The organism is Streptomyces sp. NPDC049837, from assembly GCF_040674455.1.
GTDB lineage: Bacteria > Actinomycetota > Actinomycetes > Streptomycetales > Streptomycetaceae > Streptomyces.
Map to the genome: position 1 here is coordinate 50,297 of NZ_JBFAMP010000005.1, position 21,126 is coordinate 71,422.

A 21,126-nucleotide genomic window follows, 5' to 3' on the forward strand; every position below is an offset into this window, starting at 1 on the left:
ACGTCCCCGCCAAGGGCCGCCGCACCGGATCCGTCCGGTGCGGCGGCCCTTCGCCGTGTCACCGCCGGAGCAGCCGCCACGGGGTGAACGTGAACACCGCGCCGCCCAGCAGGATCACCGTGCCGGCGACCAGCGCGAGGGCGCGCAGGGCACCCGCGTCCTCGGCGCCCGTGTCGGCGAGGCCGCCGCCGGAGGTGGACGTGCCGCCGGTCGAGCCACCGGCGCCCGTGCCGCCGGACGTGGACGTGCCGCCGGAGGCGCCGCCCGGCTGGGCGGAGGTGTCGAGCTCCAGGGAGACCGGCACGTTCGCGGGCGGGGTGCACGTCGTCGTCGTACCGAGCGCCTTGACGGTCAGGACGCCCGGGCTGAGCGTCGCCTTGCCGGTGGCGCCGGGCTTGTAGGTGCCGGTGAGGTCGGGGATCTCGATCGGGTCGCCCGCCTTGATCGGCTCCTTGTTGGTGGGGCCCTCGACATGGACGAAGCCCTTGTCCGCGCCGCCGAGCTTGACCTCCATGGACGGCTTGACCGAGTCCTTGGGGATGTCGGCGGGGCTGTCCATCACGGACTTGGAGAACTTCACGGTGAGGTCGAAGTTCCCGCCGTTCCGCTTGGCGTTGATCTTCACCGGGGAGGTGGCGTTCTTGTCGCCGATGGGCGTCTTGCAGGCGTACGCGACGGAGACCTCCTTGCCCTCGAAGTCGGTCTGCCCGCCGCCACCGCCGGTGCCGCCACCGGAGCTGCTCGTACCGCCGGAGGTCGAGCCGCCGGCTGTGGAGCCGCCCGAGTCCGTGCCGCCGGAGCCGGAGCTGCCGCCGGACGTCGTCGTACCGCCCGTCGTGCCGCCGCCCGCCTCGGTCACCTTGATCGTCGCGGCGGGCCGCACCGTCTCCTTCGGCGCGCACTTGGTGTCCGTGGACAGCGGCTTGGAAACGTTGATCGTGTAGGCGCCCGGGGCCAGCGTGATCTCACCCGGCGCGGTCAGCTTGAGCTTGCCCTTCATGTCCGGCAGCACCATCGGGCTGTTCTTGGGTATCGGCGGGTTCTGCCGCGGGCCCTCCATCGCCAGGTCGGCGGTCTGCGCACCCGCGACCTTGACCACGCCGGTCGGCTTGACCGTGTCCTTCTCCAGGTCCAGGATGTCCGGATTCTTGGACGCGGCCTCGACCGTCTTCCACACCACCTCCACCTCGTCGCCGACCTTCGCCTCCGCCGGCGCGGTGATCTGCACCTTGGTCGTGCCCTGCACCGGTGGCAGACCGGAGATGGGCGGCGGAACGCACTCCGTGCTGTACGACACCTCGGCCGCCTGCGCGGGTCCCGCGGCCAGCAGGATCCCCGCGCCGCCGAGCATCAGCGCGACTCCGGCCGCGCTCATCCTCCGTTGCGTGCTCACGAATGTCCCTTCGTCGTGGGTCGGTTCTCTGACGGTGCGGAGTCCGGGGCGAACCAGGGCAGGCCCGCCGTGCGGGTGGGTTCTGTCACGGGTACGGCGGCGCGGTGGCGCCTGGGGCTCCTACGGCTCCCGGGGGCCGTGAGGCCATGCGGGCGTACGCGGTCGACGACCGCCATTCCCGCCCGGTACAGCCCCGCCGGTACGACCACGGCGAGCAGCACCCAGAAGAACGTCACGCCCCAGGGCCGCCCCACCCGCCACGGCTGCTCGGCCAGGACCTTGCCGCCGTACTTCACCGACACCTGGTAGTCGCCGTGCGCGCCCGCCGCGAGCTGGACCGGCAGCTCCACCAGTGCCTTACGGCCCGGCTGGACGGTGCCGCGCCACTGCCGCTCCTCCCACTGCGGGGCGTACACGCCGTGCGCGGTGCCGACCTGGAAGACGGGGTCCTTGACCGGTGCGGTGCCGAGGTTGCCGACGGTGAGCACGATCCGGCGCCGGGCCGGGGCGCCGAAGAGGACGAGGACGCCGCTGGACCCCTCGAGCCGGGGCGCCGCCAGCACGGCGAGCCGGCCGTCACCGGACGGTTCCGGCAGCGGGGCGACCGGGTGGCCGGTGATCGTCAGCGGGGCGTCCACGGTGGCGGGGTCGCCCGTCACGGTCGCCACGTGGACCACGCACGGGCAGGGCTTGGGGGGTGCGGCGACCGGGACCTTCCTGGTGAACGCGCCGCTCACGTCGGTGGTGACGGCGCGCCCGTGGGCGTTGGCGCAGGAGTTGGTGCCGCCGCGCATGTTCTGGCCGCAGACCAGCAGCATCAGCAGCGCCTCGGGCCGCCAGCCGGTGCCGCTGACCGTGATCTCGGTGCCCCTGGCCGCCTCGGGACGGGAGAGCGTGACGGCGGGGTCACGGTCCGCCGCGGCGGCGCCGCCCGGCGCGGGCAGTCCGGGCAGCCCTACGAGCACGCACGCCACCAGCACCGCCACCGCCGCCCACCGGCTCGCCCTCACGTTTCCGCTCCCCTCGCCCCGCGCCCCCGGCGCCGTATCCGCCACGTCACCGCACCCGCCACCGCCATCGCCGCCGCCGACGCCCCGCCCGCCCACCACGTGCCGAAGGTCCTGGCCGCCTCCGCCGCCGCCCGCGCGCCGCCCGCGGCCGTGGCGTCCAGCCGGACGGTGACCCGGTCCAGGGCCGGGCGGTCCCGGTCCGCCCACGGTTCGGTCAGCTCCACCCGGCGGCCCGGCCGCAGCTCCAGCCGCAGCGGGCGCTCCGCGCGGCGCAGCACCTCGCCGAACAGGCCGTCCGCGCGTACCGCGAGGCGGGGTACGAGGACGGTGTTGCCGCGGTTGACCAGCGTGTAGTGGATGGCCCCGCCCGTGATCCGGACATCCTCGACCGTGAGGGCGGCGAGGCGCGGCCCGCCGACCCGCAGCCTTACCGGCACGGTCACGTCGTCCCCGGCGAGCAGCGCGCCCGTGTGGTCGCCGGGTGGGGCGTCCGGCGGGACGGTGACGGAGAAGGGCACCTCGGCACGGGTGCGGGGCGGAACGGTCACCGGGTTCGCGGCGAAGGCGACCCATGGGGCGGTGGCGCGCAGCCGCAGCGTGAGCGGCCGCCGGCCCGGGTTGGTCAACGACAGGGTGTCCTGGAGCACGGTGCCCGGCGGCCCCTCCAGGTAGATGTACGGCCGGCCCTCGGCCGCGTAACCCGTCGCGGGCGTGGCGGGGACCAGTACGGCGGCGAGGGCGGCGGCCACGACGAGGGCGCGCACGGGATCACGCCCGGCGGGTCCGGCGGGTCAGCCACAGCACCCCGGCCGCGCCCGTGAGCAGTACCGTGCCGCCGAGCGTGCCCAGGGCGACCGCCGAGTCCAGCGGCCCGGTCCTGGGCAGTTCCCCGGCCCCGGAAGGCCCGGACGCCGACCCGGACGCCGACGCCGTGACGTCCAGTTCCAGTGACGGCTTCGGGTTGTTCTTGGGCGTGCACGTCGTGGTCGTACCGAGTGCCTTGATGGTCAGCACGCCGGCGGTGAAGGTGACCTTGCCGCTCTTCCTCGGGGTGTACGTACCCGTCAAGTCGCTTATCTTGATGGGGGTGTTGGCGGGGATGGCCCGGTCGTTGGGCGGTCCGGAGACGGTGAGCGTGCCGCTGTCCGCGCCGCCGACCTCGATGACCGCGCTCGGGTTCATGGCGCCCTTGCCGAGCTCCACCGGGCTTGAGGACACACCCTTCCGGAACGTCATGGTGAGCTTGTAGCCGCTGCCGCTCTTCACGCTCGTGATGTCGATCGGCGATACGGCACCCTTGGGCCCGATCGGCGTCCGGCACGCGTAGTCGACGTCCACGACGGTGGCGTGGGCCGCGGGGGTGGCCAGCAGCACCATCGCACCCGTGACCGCCGCCGCCAGCGCCGGAGTTGTCCGCTTCTGGTACGACACCTCAAGATCACCCCAATGTCTGACGGTGTCTGACGGCTCATCAGATCGGCGCTCAAGGTACGCCCGTGACGTTGGGGAGGGAAGACAAAGAGCACGGCGTATCGCCGCGCTCCACAAGTACGCCGAAAGGTGCCCGCGAGGTTAAGCGGGGGCCGCCAGCTCCGCCCAGACCGTCTTGCCGGGCATGCCGGTGGACCGGACGACGCCCCAGTCCAGGCAGAGGCGCTGGACGATGAACATGCCGTGCCCGCCCGGCCGTCCGGCCCGGTGCGGCTGGCGCGGCGCGGGCTGGCCGGCGCCCCGGTCCTCGACCTCCAGCCGGAGCACCTTCGCGTCGAGCGAGACGCGCAGCTCCTCGGGGCCCTCGGCGTGCAGGCACGCGTTGGTGACGAGTTCGGAGACGACGAGCAGGACGTCCTCGGCGGCGGCCCGCCGGTCGGCGGTGGCGGCCGGGAGCCAGCCCCAGTCGTAGAGAGCCTGCCTCGTGAAGTCCCGGGCGAGCGGAACGATCCCGCTGGCGCTGCCCAGCGAGAGCCGCCGCGTCCGGCGCCCCGCGGGAGTGGCCCCGGACGCCGCACCTGACATGTCGGACCTCACCTCCGGCGTGGCGGACGCGGCGGAGGCAGCCGGGAGCGCGGCACCGGCGCCGATGCCGGAGCCGTCCGGCTGGGGGCCGAGATCGCTCGGCGGCTGCTGCTGGGTGGTACCCATCAGCGCTTCACCTCACCGAATTCACCAAGTCGCCATTACGTCGTCACAGAGCAGCCACGGGGCCGTCACAGAGAGTGTGGAGCCCCTCCGTACAGTTGCCGCGGGGTTCTTCTGCCCGTCCCGCCCAGGACGACACCCCCCGCTTTGTCGCGTCAGTCGGCGAGCGCCGCTTCCAGCGAGTCGTGGACGGTGAAAACCGCCTCGGCACCAGTGATCTCGAACACCCTGGCCACCACGGGCTGCATCCCGACGAGATGCACCCCGCCGCCCGCGGCCTCCGCCTTCAGGCGGGCCCCGAGCAGCACATTCAGCCCGGTGGAGTCGCAGAATGCCAACTGCGAGCAGTCGATCACCAGGCGTGTGCGGCCCTGATCCAGCGCGGCGTCCAGCGGCTCGCGCAGCAGCTCGGCGGTGTGGTGATCAAGCTCACCCGCCGGCGTGAGAACCTCGCTGCGGCCTTCCGTCCGGACCCCGACCTTGAGTCGGCCCTGATTCGCGCTGCCGACCGTCCCGCGGTCCATGCCGTCCCTCTTCGCCGATGCCGTTGAGTCGGTAGAACCCTACGCCTTCTGCCCGGCGGCCGGTAGTCGAGACTTAACCACAAGCCAGACATATGGGACAATTGACACTTGCAACGATCCGTAGGAAGCGGGTAGGGCTAGTAGGGACACAACCAACACGGCCGGCTTTGGAGGCGCCGCACACCGCAGCCACATTCTTTGGGCATCGGCGGCCATATGCCGAGAACGATGGAGGAGACCATGTCACCCCGGCTCGACGAAACGCGTACCCCCCACGCGCCGTCGGCAACTCCGCCCCACCAGATCGACCCCCAGATCGACACCTACGAGCAGCTCGGGACAGAAGAGCTCGGCCTGCCCGACATCCCTCCGTACGACGAGGTCGAACCACTCGACGCGAGGGCCCTCTCCAAGACGCTCTTCGCGCGCCTCGACACTCTTGAGGAAGGGACGCACGAGTACGCGTACGTCCGCAACACGCTGGTCGAACTGAACCTCGCCCTCGTCAAGTTCGCCGCCTCCCGGTTCCGCTCCCGCAGCGAGCCGATGGAGGACATCATCCAGGTCGGCACCATCGGTCTCATCAAGGCCATCGACCGCTTCGAACTCAGCCGCGGGGTCGAGTTCCCCACTTTCGCGATGCCAACCATCGTGGGAGAGATCAAGCGGTTCTTCCGCGACACCTCCTGGTCCGTGCGCGTCCCGCGCCGGCTCCAGGAACTCCGCCTCGACCTGGCCAAGGCCGGGGACGAACTGGCCCAGCAGCTCGACCGCTCGCCCACCGTGGGCGAGCTCGCCGAGAAGCTCGGGATCACCAAGGAAGAAGTCGTCGAGGGCATGGCGGCGAGCAACGCCTACACCGCCAGCTCGCTCGACGCCCAGCCCGAGGAGGACGACACCGAGGGCGCGCTGGCGGACCGCATCGGCTACGAGGACCACGGCCTCGAAGGCATCGAGTACATCGAGTCCCTCAAGCCGCTGATCGCCTCCCTCCCGGCGCGCGACCGGAAGATCCTGTCCCTCCGCTTCGTCGCCGGACTCACGCAGTCGGAGATCGGCGAGGAGCTCAACATCTCGCAGATGCATGTCTCCCGTCTGCTCTCCCGCACGCTGGGCAAACTTCGCAAGGGTCTCACCCTGGACGAATGACGCCGCGGACCGCGTGCAGGAAGGGCCCGTTCCGTCAAGGGACGGGCCCTTCCGCCTGCCCTGCCGCCTTCTTGACGGGGTCGTCCCGATTGGGCGACATTGGCCCGGGGTTCAGGGGGGTTCAGGGGGGAATCACATGGTGTACGCCGGTCTTGACAAGGCTCCCGAAGAGTCCGCTCTTGAGGAGTCGATGCGCGCCCGCCTCGGCAGGGAGTGCCTGTACGTGCCGTCCTGCCGGCTCGGCATGTACCTGGCGCTGCGCCACTGGTGCCCGCCCGGCGGCCGGGTGCTCATGTCGCCGGTCAACGACGACGTCATCTTCTTCGTCGTCCTCGCCGCCGGGCTCCGCCCCGTACAGGCACCGCTCAATCCGCGCGACGCCACCCTCGACCCCGCCGGTGTCCCCGAGGACGTGTGGCGCGGCCTGTCGGCCGTCCTGACCACCAACCTGTACGGCAACCCCGACCCGGCTCCGCAACTGGCCGCCAGGTGCGCCGAGTTCGGCATACCGCTGCTGGAGGACGCGGCCCACGCGATCGGCGGCGAGATCGGCGGCCGGCCCGTCGGCACGTACGGCGACGCGTCCGTCTTCAGCCTCTCCAAGCACACCGGTGCCAAGACCGGAGGCTTCCTCGCGTTACGGGACCCGGCCCTCCGTGCCGAACTGGTCCGGGCCCGCGACGAGTTGCTGCACCCGCCCCGCGCGGGCGCCGAACTCGCCTACGCCCTACGGCCGTACGCCGAGGCCGCCGTGCGGGCGCTGCGCCTGGTGCGGGCCGCGCGTGCCGGGATGCGGCTGCTGGGCATGGCGGAGCGCGAGGAGATCCGGATGCCGCTGCGCCCCGGCGAGCTGAAGGCGGCGATGGCCGGCGCCCCCGGGCTCGTCCCCTTCCACCCCTGGGTCCGGGTCGACATGCACGACTACCGGCTCACGCCCGGGCGCGCCCGGCTGAGACGTACCCGGCGGCTCCTCGGCCGCTTGGACACGACGCTGGCGGCCCACCGCGCCGGCACGGAGAAGCTCCTCGCGTCACCGTGGGGGGACCCGTCGGCTCCTGTGCGGCCGCTGTTCCGCGTCCCGCTGCTGGTCGCCGACCGGGACGCGGCCATCGCCGCCCTCGCCCGCGCCCGTGTGACCACCGGGTACCTGTACGACCCGCCCCTGGACGACTACGCGGGCGAACCCTTCACGGACCCCTCCCCCGCGCCGGCGGCCGCCCGCTGGTTCGCCCGGCACGCGCTGCCCGCCGACCCGCTCCGGGCGGACCTGGTCCTCGACGTCCTGCGCGCCTCGGGCGCCCGGCCCGCGCCCCCTCACGGTGACTGACACGGCGGTCCGGCACGGCACCGCCGCCGCACGGCCGAGCGGCGACTCGATGTTCCGCAACGCCTACGCGCTGATGCTCTCCACCGGCGTCTCCGCCGCGCTCGGCCTCGGCTTCTGGCTGGTCGCCGCCCGGTACTACACCGAGGAGGCCGTCGGGCAGGGCTCCGCCGCCATCGCCGCCATGCGGCTGCTCTCCTCGATCACCGCCACGACCATGATCGGCGCCGTGGTGCGGTACGTGCCCCGCGCGGGGCGGGCGACCGGGCCGCTGGTGTGGCGGACGTACGCCGTCAGCTCGCTGGTGGTGGCCCTGGCGAGCGTGGCGTTCCTGTGCACGCTGGACCTGTGGGGGCCCTCGTACGCGCCGCTGCGCGGCCTGGGCGCCGGGGTCTTCTTCACCGTCGCGTGCGTGGCGTGGGCGCTGCTCACCCTCCAGGACGGGGTGCTGACCGGGCTGCGCAAGGCGGTGTGGGTGCCGGTCGGCAACGCGGTCTTCTCCACGGCCAAGCTGTTGCTGCTGGTGGCGTTCGCGAGCGCACTCCCGGTGCTCGGGATCTTCGTCTCGTGGGCCGCCGCCATCGCGCTGTCCGTGCTGCCGCTCGGCTGGCTGGTCTTCCGCCGGCTCATCCCGCGCCAGGCCGCCGCCGACCGCCACCGCGAGCCGCCCACGCCGCGGGAGATGGGGCGGTTCCTCGCCGGGGACTCGGTGGGCGCGCTGTTCAGCCTGGCGATGATCAACCTGCTGCCGGTGATGGTCGCGGTCCGCTTCGACTCCGCGCACAACGGCTGGTTCTACACCGCGTACACGGTCGGCGGGACCATGGAGTTCATGGCCATCAACATGGCCTCCTCGCTCACCGCGCACGCCTCGCACAGCCCGGACAGCCTCGCGGAGGGCGTACGCGGCGCGCTGCGCCGGATGGCTCTGCTGCTGGTGCCCGTGGTGCTGGTGCTGGTCGTCTTCGCACCGCGCATCCTCGCACCGTTCGGGCCCTCGTACGCCGAGCACGGCACGCTCGTGCTGCGGCTGCTGGCGGCGGCCGCCCTGCCGCGCGTCGCGGTGGAGCTCTACATCGGGGTGCTGAGGGTGCAGGGCCGCACCGGCGCGCTCGCCGCCGTCCAGGGCGCCATGTGCCTGCTGGTGCTGGGCAGCGCGGCCGTGCTGATGAGCCCGGCCGGGATCGCGGGTGCGGGGCTCGCGATGCTGCTGTCGATGGTGGTGATGGCCCTGGTGTCGGCGCCCGGGCTGCGCGGGGCGCTGCTGGGGCGGGAGCCGGGGCTCGCGAGGCGCGGGCGGGTGCCGGCGCCGGAGTACGGGACGACCTGGGCGCGGGAGGCGGCGGCACGGGCGGAGCGGGCGGGGGTGGAGCGGGTGGGGGCGGAGCGGGTGGGGGCGGAGCTGCGCGGCGGCTATCTGCCGGGCGGGCAGGACACGGCGACACCCGCGTTCGGGCTGCCGGTCTACGCGGCGCGGCCCGCCGCCGGGGCTGAGCGGTGGCTCGCCCGGTGGCTGTGGCTGCTGCTGGGGCTGGCCGCCGGGCTGTTCTGGGTGCCGCTCGCGGGCGCCCGGGACGCGGGGCGGGGGCGTCTGTCGGGCGCCGAACTGCTGGAGGTGCTGCCGCCGGTCACGGTCACGGCCGGGATCCTGCTGGTCGTCGTCTACTGCGCGGCGGTCTCGCTGGAGCGGCCGCGGCCCGCGCTGGTCGGTGCGGCGCTGCTGGTGACGGTCGCCGCCCTGCACTCGGCCCCGCTGATGGTGGGCATCCGGCCGGAGGCGGCGAGCGGGCCGGGGACCGGGCGGCTTGAGCGGCTCGTGCGGCTCGGCGCCGAGGTGGCCGGGCTGACGGTGCCGGACGGGCCGGGCGCGGTGCTGGGCGTGCTGCCGTTCGTGCTCCAAGTGCTGTGCCTGGGCCTGGCGGCGGTGGCGCTGCGGGCCCTGAGGGTGGACGGGCGGGTCGTGGCGGGCGTGGTGTGGGTGCTGGCGGTGGCGGGGTGGGCGGCGCAGGACGCGTTCGCGGCGGTGGCGCTGCCGGTGTTCCTGGGCATGGGCGCGGGCGCCGTGGCGGCGCTCGTGGCGGGCCGCCGCCGGAGGCGGTCGGCCGGGGGCGGGTCTACCGAGGCGGAACGGGCTGCTTGAAGTAGTCGTCCTGCCCGGCCAGGCGGTAACCCTCCAGTCCGGGGCCGTCGTTGACGGTCAGGTCGCAGCCCTCGCCCGGCACGGGCCGGTTCCAGTGGACCAGCGCCTTCACCCGGGGCAGGGACGGCGCGACCTCGGGGATCTCCGCGTACCAGTCGCGCTGCCTCTGTGGTCGGCGGGGGTCGGGCGCGGTGGCGAACTCGGCCAGCATGACGGGCTTGTCGTCCGAAATGTGGGCGCGCAGCCAGTCGTAGGAGGGGCGCTGGCTGCGGTCGAAGTCCAGCCAGGTGGGCGACCTGTGGCAGAGGTAGTAGTTGTACTGGTCCATGCCGATCCAGTCGACGTAGTCGTCACCCGGGTACAGCTCCTTCATCTGCCCGGCGTGGCCCAGGTATCCGGAGACCGTCCACACCCACACCACGTTGTCCACGCCCAGCTCCTCGAACCGGTCGTGGATGTGCCGCCAGGCGGCGACGAACTCGGCCGGGGTGCCGGCGCCCTCCTTGATGCGGAAGTCGGTCTCCTGGTCGAAGGAGAGGAAGACGCGCTTGCCGTACGCCTTGAGGCGGCGGGCCTGCGGGTCGATGATCTCCTCGTCGTACGCGCCGGAGGCGATGTTCCTCCAGCCGAGCTGCCGCTCGGTCCAGTTGGCGTGGTGGGGCTCGGTCCAGACGGTGGACTCCCACGCCAGCATCAGCAGCCGGTCACGGCCCAACTCCTGCTCGTCGGGGGTCAGGAGCTGTCCGTCGAGGTCGGAGTCCGACATGTCGTGGTAGTTGTAGACCAGGTCGAGCTTCCTCCCGATCTTCCGCTCGAAGGTGAGGACCGCGTCCGTGAGGGAGCCGTTGGGCGCGTACGGCACATAGGCGCCCCACCAGGCCCCGCACGGGGGCTCCAGTAACGCGGTCGGCGCACATGGACCCTCGGGTACGTCGCCGGAGGCGGCGTCGCGCGGCAGGCCGTCCGTGGTGTCGTCGGGCCGGGTGGCCGCCCACACCCCGAGCCCGATGAGCAGCGCCCCGACGACGGCCAGCACCAGCGCCGTGTACGTACCCGCGCGCGAACCACTGGAGCCCCGCCCCCCGGTCATCCGGTCACTCCGCGTTGAGCACGTCCGCTCCCGCCGCGCGCCGCCCCGCGCGTCGCCCCGCGCGTCGCCGCCGGCAGGGGCACGCCCGGCAGGGCGGCGGCCACCGTCACGAAGGCCGCCAGCGACACCAGGAACGCGGTGGTGGAGAACCCCTCCACGAGGAACAGCGCGGTCGCGGTGAGCGCGGCCAGGGAGAGGCTGAGCGGCGCGGCCAGCGCCAGCGCCTCCAGCCGGGCGCCCGGGCGCAGCCGGGCGGGCTGCGGGTGGAGCAGGGCGAGGCCCGGCCCGAGGGTGACGAAGGCCAGGACGGGGACCCAGCGCAACGGCGAGCCGCCGGGCAGCGCGGTGGCGCCGAGGGCGAGCCATCCGGAGGCCGCCAGTCCCACTCTGAGGTGCGTGCTGTGCAGGCGCATGGCCATCTCCTCCGTCACTTCGGCGGCCGGTATTCCAGAACGAGCCCGTGGTCGCCGTCCTCCACCACGCGGAAGAGCGGCGAGCGCTTGAGGTCGGCCATCAGGCCGTCGAAGCTGCCGGGCGGCAGGTAGCCCTCCCCGGTGACGGCCTCCTCCTGCGTCCGGGTGAGAATCACGTACGCCCGTCTCCCCTCGGGGATGCCGCGCGCCAGGTAGCCCGCCGGGTCGGTCAGCATCTTCAGGTTCTCGGGCACGTCCTGTTCGGTGAAGAACCAGCGCTCGTACTGGTCGTAGCGGGTGTACGCGCCGGGGAACGACCCCGTCGTCGCCAGGATGAGCGAGCCCGCCGGGGCCCGGTCGTACGCCCGCTCCACCAGCGCCACCTCGGCGGGCGGCGCGTAATGCATGCCCTCCTTGCCGTAGTACGAGGGCAGGAACCCGGCCGCCAGGGCGGTCAGCGTCACGGGCAGGGCGACGGCCGCGGCCCGGCGGGCGATCCGGGAGGGCCGCCCCGTGGCACCGGCCGCCGGGACCAGCGCGGCGGCGGCGAAGAACGCCGTACCGGGCAGCCCGAACAGGTAGACGCGGAAGAGCATTTCGCCGCCGTAGTCGTTGATCGCGAACATCGGCAGGGGCGCGGCGGCGGCCAGCAGCAGCGGCAGGGCGCCGCGGACCAGTCCGCGGCGCAGCACCACCGCCGTGCCGGAGAGTGCGGCGAGGGCGAGCACCATCAGGATGTTGGCCGCGCCGACCAGCTCGGGCCCGGGCCCGGTCGGCTCACCCGCGTACCCCGCGCGGGAGTTGCCCAGCAGGTCACCGGCCGATTCGCGCAGGGTGCCGAGCGTCTCCAGGAACAGCGGGCGGCCCATCGTCAGGTCCCAGAGGAGCATGATGGCGCCGGCGACGACGAGCAGCCCGATGTTGCGGTAGCGGCGCGTGAGGCAGAGCGCGAACAGTGTGGCGCACAGCATCACGGGCGTGAGCTGGTGGGACGCGTTGATGGCCACGACGAGCGGGACGGTGACCAGCACGCAGACGGCGCGCTGCCGGGTGCCGGTGGGCGGCGGGACGGTCGCCGCCGCCGGGTCGAGCCGCGCCCGGTCGCGCAGCGGCCCGGCCGACCCGGGCCGCACGAAGTGCCGTACGACGACGGCGAACACGGTCAGGTACAGCAGGTAGGAGAAGCCCTGCGGCGAGAGGTAGTCCTGGCCCACCCAGTTGGCGAGCTGGAAGATCCACACGCCGGTCCACACCAGCCGCCAGTCGTCGCTGAAGGTGCGGTAGATCAGCACCAGGACGGGCAGGGTCAGCACGCCGAGGGCGACCGGCGCCCAGTTGATGTACGAGGCGGCCGCCTCCACGCCGAAGGCCCGTACGAGCGCGGCGTTCAGCGAGAAGAACCCCGGCCACTGGTCGTACGCCGCCATGCCGCCCGACAGCTCGGTGTACGGGTGGACCGTGCCCTCCGCCAGCAGCCGGGTGATCACCTCGTCGTGCTTGGCCGCCCACGCGTACCGGACGCCGTCGTACAGCACGGCGGGCGGCGCCTTGAGCGCCACCAGCATCGCCACGCAGTACGCCGCCGGCCACCAGGGCGCCGTCCCCGCGCGCCGCAGCGCGACCAGGAACCCGGCCGTCAGGACGGCGAGCGCGGCGTAGTAGGCCACCGGGAACCGGTCGAGCAGCCCGTAGTCCCCGATGTCGCGGAAGTCGGTGCGGGGCAGCGCGTACAGCCACAGGGCGGCGGCGAGGAGCAGCGGCAGCAGGCTGAGGGCGGTCTGCCAGGGCCAGTGGCGGCGGCTTCGCACGGGCGGGGGCGCGCCTGAGGGGACGTGCGTCTGCTCGTCACCGGCCGGCCCCTCCGCGACCGGCGCGGGTGCGCGTTGCTGCTGCTGCACTGTGCCACTCCCCCCACGAATGTGGCCGCTTCAGCGAAGTATAGGAATGTCCTTCGGATTTGGGCGGCTGTTGGTGGTTCTTGTGGATAACTCCGAGCCCTTGACCCGGCGAACTCAACCCGCGAGCTCAGCCCGCGGACTCAACCCGCGGACTCAGCCCGCGAACTCGGGCCGTCGCCGGACCCTCGCCCTGGCCCGCCGGTACAGCCGCCAGCCGACCGTCGCCGGGGAATCCGGGTACGGCGCGGTCCTCGCGCCCCGGCCCGCCATCCACCCCTCGATGTCGGCGACGGTGTGCGTACGGCGCACGATGAGCCGGGCGATGCGGTAGGGCTCGTCCGCCTCCGAGCTGAGCGCGTGCCGTACGGCGACGGCGGAGGCGTACCCGGCGTCGCGCGCCGCCCGGCGCACGGCGCGGCTGTTGTAGCCGTGCGGGTAGGCCAGGTGCGCCACCTCGTGGCCGAGGACGTCCTCCAGGACCGCCTTGGAGTCGCGCAGCTCGCGCCGGACCTCGCGGGGGGTGAGCGTGTCGAGCTGCGGGTGGGTGACCGTGTGGGCGCCGACCTCCATGCCGTACTGCTCCAGCAGGGGCGCCTCGGCGAGGTCCATCATCGGCGCGGGCGGCAGGAGACTGGCGCGGCCGGGCGTGATCGCCCCGGTGGTGAGGTACGCGGTGGCGGGCAGGTCGCGGGAGGCGAGCGCCTCGGCGGTGGGGCCGGGCAGGTCGGCGAAGCCGTCGTCGAAGGTCAGGACGACGGGCCGGGACGGCAGGTCGCCCTTCCCCGCCAGGTGGCGGGCGAGCGCGGAGAGGGGCACGGCGGTGCGGCCGCTCGCCACGACGGCGTCGAGCTGCGCGCCGAAGTCCTGCGGGGTGACGGTGAATTCGGCGATCCAGGGCGGAGGGTCGTCCATCACGGCGTGGTAGAGCAGGACCGGTATCCGGGGTCTCATCTCGCCTCCAGTCGTCCGCTGCGCAGCCGGGCGCGGGCGTAGCCGACGGTGCGCAGCCTGGCGCGGGCGTAGCCCAGCGGGCCGTACAGCATTCCGCGCCGCTCCAGCCGCGACAGGCTGCGCGGCCAGGGGTGGCCCAGCGTGCCGTGTTCGCCCGGTATGCCGTCCGCCTGTGGTGGGCGTGCGGCGGTCTTCACGCGCGCGTGGGCGAGCCCGCGCGGGAGGCGGGCGAGGAGGGCGGGCAGCAGGGCGGGGCGGCGGACGGCGAGGGCGGTGAGGTACGCGGTGAGGCCGGCGCCGTAGCCGTACGCCTGGTCGCGCAGGTCCTGCCAGGTCTCGCGGTGGTGGTGCCGGACGAGGGCGTCGGGTGTGTAGTGCAGGCGGTGCCCGGCGGCGAGGACGGCGACGAAGGCGTACAGGTCGTCGCCGCCCCTGGCGGGCGTGCCGGTGCCGGTGGCCGGGTCGAAGCCGCCCACGCCCTTCAGGGCGGTGGCGCGGAACGCCATGTTGGCGCCCGAGCCGAAGCTGCCGGCGGTGAACGGGAACAGCGGCTGGTCGGCGGGCGGGCGCGCGGGGTCGTAGGTGCGGGGCGTGAAGCCCTTGGCGAAGCCGCCGTGGCTTTCCAGGAGGATCTGGGCGGGGGTGCGCAGCCGGGCGGGCAGGATCAGCCCGGTGACGCAGCCGATGCGCGGGTCGGCGGCGAAGGGCGCGGTGAGGGCGGTGAGCCAGTGCGGGTCGGCGACCACGTCGTCGTCGGTGAAGGCGAGGACGGCGCCGTCGGCGGCGGCGGCGCCCCGGTTGTGGGCGGCGGCGAGGCCGGGCACGTCCTCGCGTACGTACCGGACCGTCTCGGGGTACTTCCGCACCAGCTCTTCGGTGCTGTTGGTGCGGGGTGCGTTGTCGACGACGACGATCTCGTAGTCGGGGTGGTCCTGGTCGAGCAGCGAGTCCAGGGCGCGGGCGAGCTGCCCGGCGCGTTCGCGGGTGGCGACGACGACGGACGTCCGGGGCAGGTCGCGGTACGTCTCGGGCGGCGGCTCCCGGTGACCGGCCAGCCGTTCGCGGGCGAGCGCGGCGATGGTGCGGGCCGGGTCGGCGCCGGGCGGGACGTCGCCGAGGACGGTGCCCAAGGGGCGGCCCCGGAGCCGTACCAGGGCGTGGACCCGGCCGTGCGGGTCGTCGGCGCACCGGAACGACAGGACGTCCCCGTCCAGCCCGTCCAGGTCGATGTCGGCGACGGCGATGGCGGTAACGGTGGCGGCAGTGATGGCGGTGGCGATGGCCATGAGGGCCTCCTTCAGCGGCGGTGGCGCAGCCGGCCGGCCTGGGCGAGTGTCCGCTGGGCGTACCGCGCGAGCCGGGGGCGGTCACGGACGTAACGGTGGGCGCGGCGGGCGGGCTCACGGCGCAGCCAGTGGAGGCCCGCGCGCACTCCGGGGCGTACGGAGGAGCCTTCGTACACCCGTAGTTCGCCCGTCTTGAGGGCGTCCTTGTACTCGGCGGCGCCGCGGCCGAGGTCGAGCATGCCGATGCCCGCCGCCGCGGCCGCCTCCGCCATGCGCAGGTGCAGGATCAGGCCCGGTGAGTAGGTGGCGTACGCGGGGTCGTAGGCCGGGAACCAGCAGGACAGGACGGTGCGGGAGCGGAGCCCGAAGTGCGCGGCGACGGGGCGGCCGGCGGCGTACAGGACCGACAGCACGCCGGAGCAGCCGGGCGCGCGGGTGGTGTGCAGGCCCCGCACCAGCGCGCTGATCCACTCCTGGGCGAACCGGTCGCGGCGGCCGGTGCGGCGGTACTGGTCCGACTTCCACGCCATGAGCGTGCGCAGCGCGGCCGGGTCGCGCTCGTCGAACACGAACCGTACGTCGCCCGCCCGGCGGCCCAGGCGCCGCTCCTTGGCCAAGGTGGTCTTCAGGAACTTGGGCGACTGGGCGCGGAGGAGGGTCTCGTACGCGGCGTACCCCTCGCCCACGTCGATCACGGGCGAGGCGAACTCCTCGGCGGCGCGGGCGTCTCCGGGGGCGGCGAAGAGGGCCTGTCCGGCTTCGAGGTTGTCGAAGTCCCAGGTGGCCAGCCCACAGCCGCGCAGCAACTCCCGTTCGCCGATGCCGGTCCCAGGCCGCAGCACCGCGCCCTGACAGTCCGACACCCCGAGCCCGATGGCCCGGCCGTGCCCCAGGGGCCCTTCCTCGTACGGAAAGAACCCCACGGTCTCTCCGCCGGCCTGGAGGACGGCGACCCGGGCCCGGGGCCGTACGCGCCCCACGGCGAGGGTGAACTCGGGCTCCATGAAGGGGTTCGCCGGAGCGCCGGACTTGACGCGCAGTTCGCGCCAGACGTCGGCCTGTTCCCGGTCGAGCTCCCCCGGCTTCACGACATGCGTGCGTACAGCGCTCAACTCCGCCCCCCGGCGCCGGTCTCCCCCTGAGTCGTGCTGGGACAGGACGGTACCGGTCGAAATCACTCCGGGACAGGGTCAGTCACCCATGTCGTGACCGGAGGGAATCAGGTGATCAAAGGGACAACGCGGCGGTGACGGCGGCCTCGGCGTGCAGCCGGGTGGTGGGGAACACCGGCACCGGGCTGTGCTCCTGCCCGATCAACAGCTCGATCTCGGTGCAGCCGAGGACGACGCCCTCCGCGCCGTCGGCCACAAGCTGGTCGATGACCCGCTGGTAGGCGGCGCGGGAGGCGTCCTTGACGATGCCGAGGCACAGCTCCTCGTAGATGATCCGGTGCACCTCGGCACGCGCCTCGGCCTCGGGGATCAGGACCGTGAGCCCGTGCTCGGCCAGCCGGTCGCGGTAGAACGTCTGCTCCATGGTGAACGCGGTTCCGAGCAGCCCGACGGTCTTCAGCCCCGCCGCGCGTACGGCGTCCGCCGTGGCGTCCCCGAGGTGCAGCAGCGGCACGGGCACCGCGTCCTGCACCTGCCCGGCCACCTTGTGCATGGTGTTCGTGCAGATCAGCAGCAGGTCCGCCCCGGCGGCCGCCAGCCCCCGCCCGGCCTCGGCGAGCACCTCGCCGGCCTGCTCCCACTCCCCGGAGACCTGGAGCCGCTCGATCTCCGCGAAGTCGACGGAGTGCAGGATGCACCGCGCGGAGTGCAGCCCGCCGAGGCGCTCGCGTACGAGCTGGTTGAGGAGCCGGTAGTACTCCGCGCTGGATTCCCAGCTCATGCCGCCGATCAGTCCGATGGTCTTCATCGGGCCAGGTTGCCATGATCGTCGCGGAGCGGATCGTTCCGGGCGCGTCCGAGGCTCACTCCAGGCCGATCAGCTCGGCGTAGTCGGCGCTCCACAGGTCCTCGTCACCGTCCGGGAGGAGCAGGACCCGCTCGGGGCGCAGCGCCTCGACGGCGCCGGGGTCGTGGGTGACCATGACGACGGCGCCCGGGTAGGCGGAGACGGCCGCGAGGACCTCGTCCCGGGAGGCGGGGTCGAGGTTGTTCGTCGGCTCGTCCAGGAGCAGCACGTTGGCGCCGGAGTGGACCAGGCCGGCGAGGGCGAGCCGGGTCTTCTCGCCGCCCGACAGGACGCCGGCCGGCTTGTCGGCGTCGTCACCGCCGAACAGGAACGCGCCGAGGACCTGGCGCACCTCACCGTCCGTCAGGTGCGGTGCGGCGGCCGCCATGTTGTCGCGGACCGTGCGGGCGGGGTCCAGGGTGTCGTGCTCCTGGCCGAAGTAGCCGAGCCGCAGCCCGTGCCCGTGCACGACCCGGCCGGAGTCGGGCTCCTCCCGGCCCGCGAGGATCTTCATGAGCGTGGACTTGCCCGCGCCGTTGTGGCCGAGGATCACCAGGCGGCTGCCCCGGTCGACGGCCAGGTCCACGCCGGTGAGGACCTGGTGGGTGCCGTACGCCTTGGTCAGGGACACCGCGCCGAGCGGCATCCGGCCGCAGGGCGCCGGCTCGGGCAGCCGGATGCGGGCCACCTTGCCGGTGCGGCGGGCGGGCTCCAGGCCGGCCAGCATCCGGTCGGCGCGGCGCGCCATGTTCTTGGCGGCGGTGGCGGTGGCGACGTGCGCGCGCATCCGGTCGGCCTGGGTGCGCAGCGCGGCCGCCTTGCGCTCGGCGTTGGCCCGCTCGCGGGCGCGGCGGCGTTCGTCGGCGGCGCGCTGGGCGAGGTAGGCCCGCCAGCCGGTGTTGTGCACGTCGACGGCGGCGCGGTGCGGGTCGAGGTGGAAGACCCGGTTGACGGTGGCGGCGAGCAGGTCGGTGTCGTGGCTGATGAGGACGAGCCCGCCCGGGTGACCGGCGAGGAAGCCACGCAGCCAACCGACGGAGTCGGCGTCGAGGTGGTTGGTCGGCTCGTCCAGCAGCAGCGTGTCGTGGCGGGAGAACAGGATCCGGGCCAGCTCCACCCTGCGCCGCTGCCCGCCGGACAGTTCGCCGACGGGCTGCTCCAGCACGCGGCCGGGCAGCCCGAGCCCGGCGGCGACTTGCGCGGCCTCGGCCTCGGCCGCGTACCCGCCACGCGCCTGGAACTCCGCCTCGGCGCGGGTGTAGGCGGCCATGGCGCGGTCCAGTCGGTTCTGGGACGCCCCCGCCATGGCGGCCTCGGACACCGCTGCTTCGGCGGCGCGCAGTTCGCGAACCGCCCGGTCCAGGCCGCGCGCGGACAGGATGCGGTCGGTGACGGTGGCGGCGGGGTCGGCGGCGCCCGGGTCCTGGGCGAGGTGGCCGACCGACCCCGTACGCACGACGTCCCCGGCGGCCGGGCGCCCCTGCCCGGCCAGGATCTTCATGAGGGTGGACTTGCCCGCGCCATTGCGGCCGACCAGGCCGATACGGTCGCCGGGCGCGATGTGGAAGGAGATGCCGGCCAGCAGCAGCCGGGCGCCGACGCGCACGTCGGCACCACGAACGGTAAGCATGGGTTAACGCTCCGGATAAGCAGAAGGACACACGGGTGGCGTGGGGCGTGTGTCCTGAGCTAGGAGATCCGGGGCGTAGACATGCGGCCAGGGTAAGGAAGACCGCCGCTGCCCGCACCCTCATTTTGTTGCGCGCACCTGCCGGGCGAGGTCGGCCAGGTGCGAGAGGGAGGCGTCGGTGGAGGGGTCGGGCATGGCCACGATGACGTGGTCGATGCCCTGCTGCGCCAGTTCGCCGCAGCGCTGGACGCTCTCCTCTATGGACTGCCCTTCGGGCACGCGCATATGGAGCGTCTTTTCGATCGCCTCATAGGGCCGCCCTTCCGCCTCGCAGTGCGCGCGGAGCACGCCCAGCTTGTGCGGGATGTCGGCGCCGAGGAAGAGGTTGCAGGCGTCGCCGTACCGGGCGACCAGCCGCAGAGTCTTCTTCTCGCCGCTGCCGCCGATGAGGATGGGCGGGTGGGGCCGGGAGAGGGCCTGCGGGGAGTTGAGGGTGCGTTCCAGACGGTAGTGCTCGCCCTCGTACGGGGTGTCCTCGGCGCTCCACATCCGCTTGGCGATCCGGAGCGTCTCCTCCAGCCGCTCGAACCGCTCGGCGACCGGCGGCAGCCGGAACCCGAGCCCCCGGTGCTCGTCCTCGTGGAACCCGGCCCCGATCCCGAGCACGGCCCGCCCGCCGGACAGCACGTCCAGGGTGGTCACCTGCTTGAGCAGCAGCCCCGGCTGACGGTACGTCACCGACGTGACGAGCGCGCCCAGGGTGACGCGCCGGGTGAGGGCGGCGGCGTACGACAGGGCGCTGTACGCCTCCAGCATGGGGTCCTCGGCGGCACCGAAGTTCGGTATCTGGAAGAGGTGGTCCATCACCCAGAAGCTGTCCAGCCCGGCTTCCTCCGCACCGCGCGCGACCTGGGCGAAGCGCGACGCGATGGCGGCGTCGCCGCCGGGCCAGACGAACCGGGGGCAGGTGAGACCAAGCTTCATGGACGCCTCCAGGGCATACGAAAACAGCCTGCCGGGGACCGGCAGGCTGGGGATGTGTTCGGGATCAGCGGGAGCTTACGACGAGCGCGCCGCCGGGGTCGAGCCCGACGCGCGCGCCGAAGCCGCGGCTGACCCTGTCCAGGGTCTCCCGCAGCCACTCGCCGTCCTCGCGCGAGGCGTGGTGCAGGCGCATGCGCCTGGCCTGCATGGGGACGATCCGCACGGCGGGCGGACGGGCGGAGCCGGGCTCCACCGTCACCAGGTACAGCGGCCGGAGGTCGTCCCGGAAGTGCTCGTAGCCGGTGATGCCCTCGTAGTCGTCGATGAAGTCGCCGCAGCCGTACAGGACGAGCCCGCCCCGGTACAGCTCCAGAGGGCGGGGGTGGTGCGAGGAGTGCCCGTGCACGACGTCGACGCCGCCGTCGATCAGCGCGTGCGCGAACCGGACCTGGTCGCGCCCGACGGCGTACCCCCAGTTGGAGCCCCAGTGGACGCTGGCGACCACCACGTCGCCGGGCCGTCCGGCCTCCCGTACCCGCCGGGTGATCGACTCCGCCGCCTCGTGGGCGGCCTCCGGTACGAAGGCGACCCCGGGCCGGTCCTCGGTGGCGGCCCAGCCGGGCGGGATGCCGCTGGACTCCATTCCGAAGGCGACCACCACGACCCGGCGGGTGCCCAGGTCGACGATCGCGGGCCGCCACGCCTCCTCCGCGCCGCGCCCTGCCCCGGCGGTCCGCAGGCCCGCCCCGGCGAGGGCGTCGAGCGTGTCCTCCAGCCCCCGGCGGCCGAAGTCCAGCACGTGGTTGTTGGCCAGCACGCACACATCGGGCCGGGCGGCGGCCAGGGAGGGCAGGTTCTCGGGGTGCATCCGGTAGTGCACCTCCTTCCCGGCCGCGAATTCCCCGTCGCCGGTGACGCTCGTCTCCAGGTTCACCACCCGCACGTCGGGCCCCGCCTGGTCCAGCACGGGCAGGGCGTCCCCCCAGGGCCAGGCCGGCTCCACGGGCTGCGGAACCGGCCCGTTCGCCGCCTCGGCGAGCTCGACATACGCCCGGGCGTCACGGATGTACGCCTCCCGCAGGGCCGGGTTCCCGGGCCGGGGCAGGATCTGGTCCACCCCGCGGCCGAGCATCACGTCGCCGCAGAGGAACAAGGTCACCGCGTCGGCGGTCATGCCTCCAGGTTAGTTCGGAACCGGCGAGACTGGCGCGATTGCTGATTGCACCCGTGACGACG

Annotated in this window: 19 protein-coding genes; 3 read left to right on the top strand and 16 right to left on the bottom strand. The window is 73.6% G+C overall.

The genetic code is table 11. The annotated features are described in order from the left end of the window. Positions 1-58 precede the first annotated feature (58 nt). The 6 genes from AB0J57_RS15115 to AB0J57_RS15140 form a co-directional block, all read right to left on the bottom strand. Positions 59-1,375: a hypothetical protein gene (locus AB0J57_RS15115; protein WP_366128577.1), complete on the bottom strand. Its 1,317-nt coding sequence runs from the start codon at positions 1,373-1,375 to the stop codon at positions 59-61. A gap of 14 nt (positions 1,376-1,389) precedes the next feature. Continuing rightward, positions 1,390-2,358: a neocarzinostatin apoprotein domain-containing protein gene (locus AB0J57_RS15120; protein ID WP_366129081.1), complete on the bottom strand. Its 969-nt coding sequence runs from the start codon at positions 2,356-2,358 to the stop codon at positions 1,390-1,392. A 41-nt stretch (positions 2,359-2,399) separates the two neighbouring features. Then, entirely contained in the window at positions 2,400-3,167 is a 768-nt protein-coding gene (locus AB0J57_RS15125) for a hypothetical protein (RefSeq protein ID WP_366128579.1), read from the bottom strand. 4 nt (positions 3,168-3,171) lie between these two features. Continuing rightward, entirely contained in the window at positions 3,172-3,834 is a 663-nt protein-coding gene (locus tag AB0J57_RS15130) for a peptidase (protein ID WP_366128580.1), read from the bottom strand. Positions 3,835-3,975: 141 nt separating this feature from the next. Beyond that, positions 3,976-4,545 (bottom strand): ATP-binding protein, encoded by a 570-nt coding sequence (locus tag AB0J57_RS15135; RefSeq protein ID WP_366128581.1) that lies wholly within the window; start codon positions 4,543-4,545, stop codon positions 3,976-3,978. Between the two features lie 152 nt (positions 4,546-4,697). Continuing rightward, positions 4,698-5,066 carry an STAS domain-containing protein gene (locus AB0J57_RS15140; protein ID WP_366128583.1) on the bottom strand — a complete coding sequence of 123 codons (369 nt, stop codon included), beginning with the start codon at positions 5,064-5,066 and terminating at the stop codon, positions 4,698-4,700. 240 nt (positions 5,067-5,306) lie between these two features. Here AB0J57_RS15140 and AB0J57_RS15145 point away from each other — a divergent pair, with 240 nt between their 5' ends. The 3 genes from AB0J57_RS15145 to AB0J57_RS15155 all read left to right on the top strand — a co-directional run bounded on the left by AB0J57_RS15145 (position 5,307) and on the right by AB0J57_RS15155 (position 9,679). Then, entirely contained in the window at positions 5,307-6,215 is a 909-nt protein-coding gene (locus AB0J57_RS15145; protein WP_366128584.1) for an RNA polymerase sigma factor SigF, read from the top strand. A gap of 190 nt (positions 6,216-6,405) precedes the next feature. Then, the gene (locus tag AB0J57_RS15150) at positions 6,406-7,542 is read left to right on the top strand and encodes a DegT/DnrJ/EryC1/StrS family aminotransferase (RefSeq protein ID WP_366129082.1); all 1,137 of its coding nucleotides are present in this window, start codon (positions 6,406-6,408) and stop codon (positions 7,540-7,542) included. A 49-nt stretch (positions 7,543-7,591) separates the two neighbouring features. After that, positions 7,592-9,679 (top strand): lipopolysaccharide biosynthesis protein, encoded by a 2,088-nt coding sequence (locus AB0J57_RS15155; protein WP_366129084.1) that lies wholly within the window; start codon positions 7,592-7,594, stop codon positions 9,677-9,679. On the opposite strand, the gene AB0J57_RS15160 is transcribed toward AB0J57_RS15155, so the two are convergent. The 10 genes from AB0J57_RS15160 to AB0J57_RS15205 all read right to left on the bottom strand — a co-directional run bounded on the left by AB0J57_RS15160 (position 9,654) and on the right by AB0J57_RS15205 (position 21,064). Beyond that, entirely contained in the window at positions 9,654-10,769 is a 1,116-nt protein-coding gene (locus tag AB0J57_RS15160; RefSeq protein ID WP_366128585.1) for a glycosyl hydrolase, read from the bottom strand. The genes AB0J57_RS15155 and AB0J57_RS15160 overlap by 26 nt on opposite strands. Then, complete coding sequence (locus AB0J57_RS15165; RefSeq protein WP_366128586.1) at positions 10,766-11,182, bottom strand: hypothetical protein; 417 nt, start codon at positions 11,180-11,182, stop codon at positions 10,766-10,768. Before AB0J57_RS15165 ends, AB0J57_RS15160 begins: the two co-directional genes overlap by 4 nt. A gap of 14 nt (positions 11,183-11,196) precedes the next feature. Then, positions 11,197-13,080, bottom strand: coding sequence for a hypothetical protein (locus AB0J57_RS15170; RefSeq protein ID WP_366128587.1), 1,884 nt, complete (start codon positions 13,078-13,080; stop codon positions 11,197-11,199). A 153-nt stretch (positions 13,081-13,233) separates the two neighbouring features. Continuing rightward, positions 13,234-14,031: a polysaccharide deacetylase family protein gene (locus AB0J57_RS15175; RefSeq protein ID WP_366128588.1), complete on the bottom strand. Its 798-nt coding sequence runs from the start codon at positions 14,029-14,031 to the stop codon at positions 13,234-13,236. Then, entirely contained in the window at positions 14,028-15,317 is a 1,290-nt protein-coding gene (locus AB0J57_RS15180; protein WP_366128589.1) for a glycosyltransferase, read from the bottom strand. Before AB0J57_RS15180 ends, AB0J57_RS15175 begins: the two co-directional genes overlap by 4 nt. Positions 15,318-15,328: 11 nt before the next feature. Continuing rightward, positions 15,329-16,429, bottom strand: a complete 1,101-nt coding sequence (locus AB0J57_RS15185) for a GNAT family N-acetyltransferase (protein ID WP_366128590.1) — start codon at positions 16,427-16,429, stop codon at positions 15,329-15,331. Between the two features lie 115 nt (positions 16,430-16,544). After that, positions 16,545-17,237 carry an aspartate/glutamate racemase family protein gene (locus AB0J57_RS15190; RefSeq protein WP_366128591.1) on the bottom strand — a complete coding sequence of 231 codons (693 nt, stop codon included), beginning with the start codon at positions 17,235-17,237 and terminating at the stop codon, positions 16,545-16,547. Between the two features lie 55 nt (positions 17,238-17,292). Beyond that, complete coding sequence (locus tag AB0J57_RS15195; RefSeq protein ID WP_366128592.1) at positions 17,293-18,906, bottom strand: ABC-F family ATP-binding cassette domain-containing protein; 1,614 nt, start codon at positions 18,904-18,906, stop codon at positions 17,293-17,295. Between the two features lie 120 nt (positions 18,907-19,026). After that, entirely contained in the window at positions 19,027-19,890 is an 864-nt protein-coding gene (locus tag AB0J57_RS15200; protein ID WP_366128593.1) for an LLM class F420-dependent oxidoreductase, read from the bottom strand. Between the two features lie 64 nt (positions 19,891-19,954). Further along, positions 19,955-21,064: a CapA family protein gene (locus AB0J57_RS15205; RefSeq protein ID WP_366128594.1), complete on the bottom strand. Its 1,110-nt coding sequence runs from the start codon at positions 21,062-21,064 to the stop codon at positions 19,955-19,957. Positions 21,065-21,126: the final 62 nt, after the last annotated feature.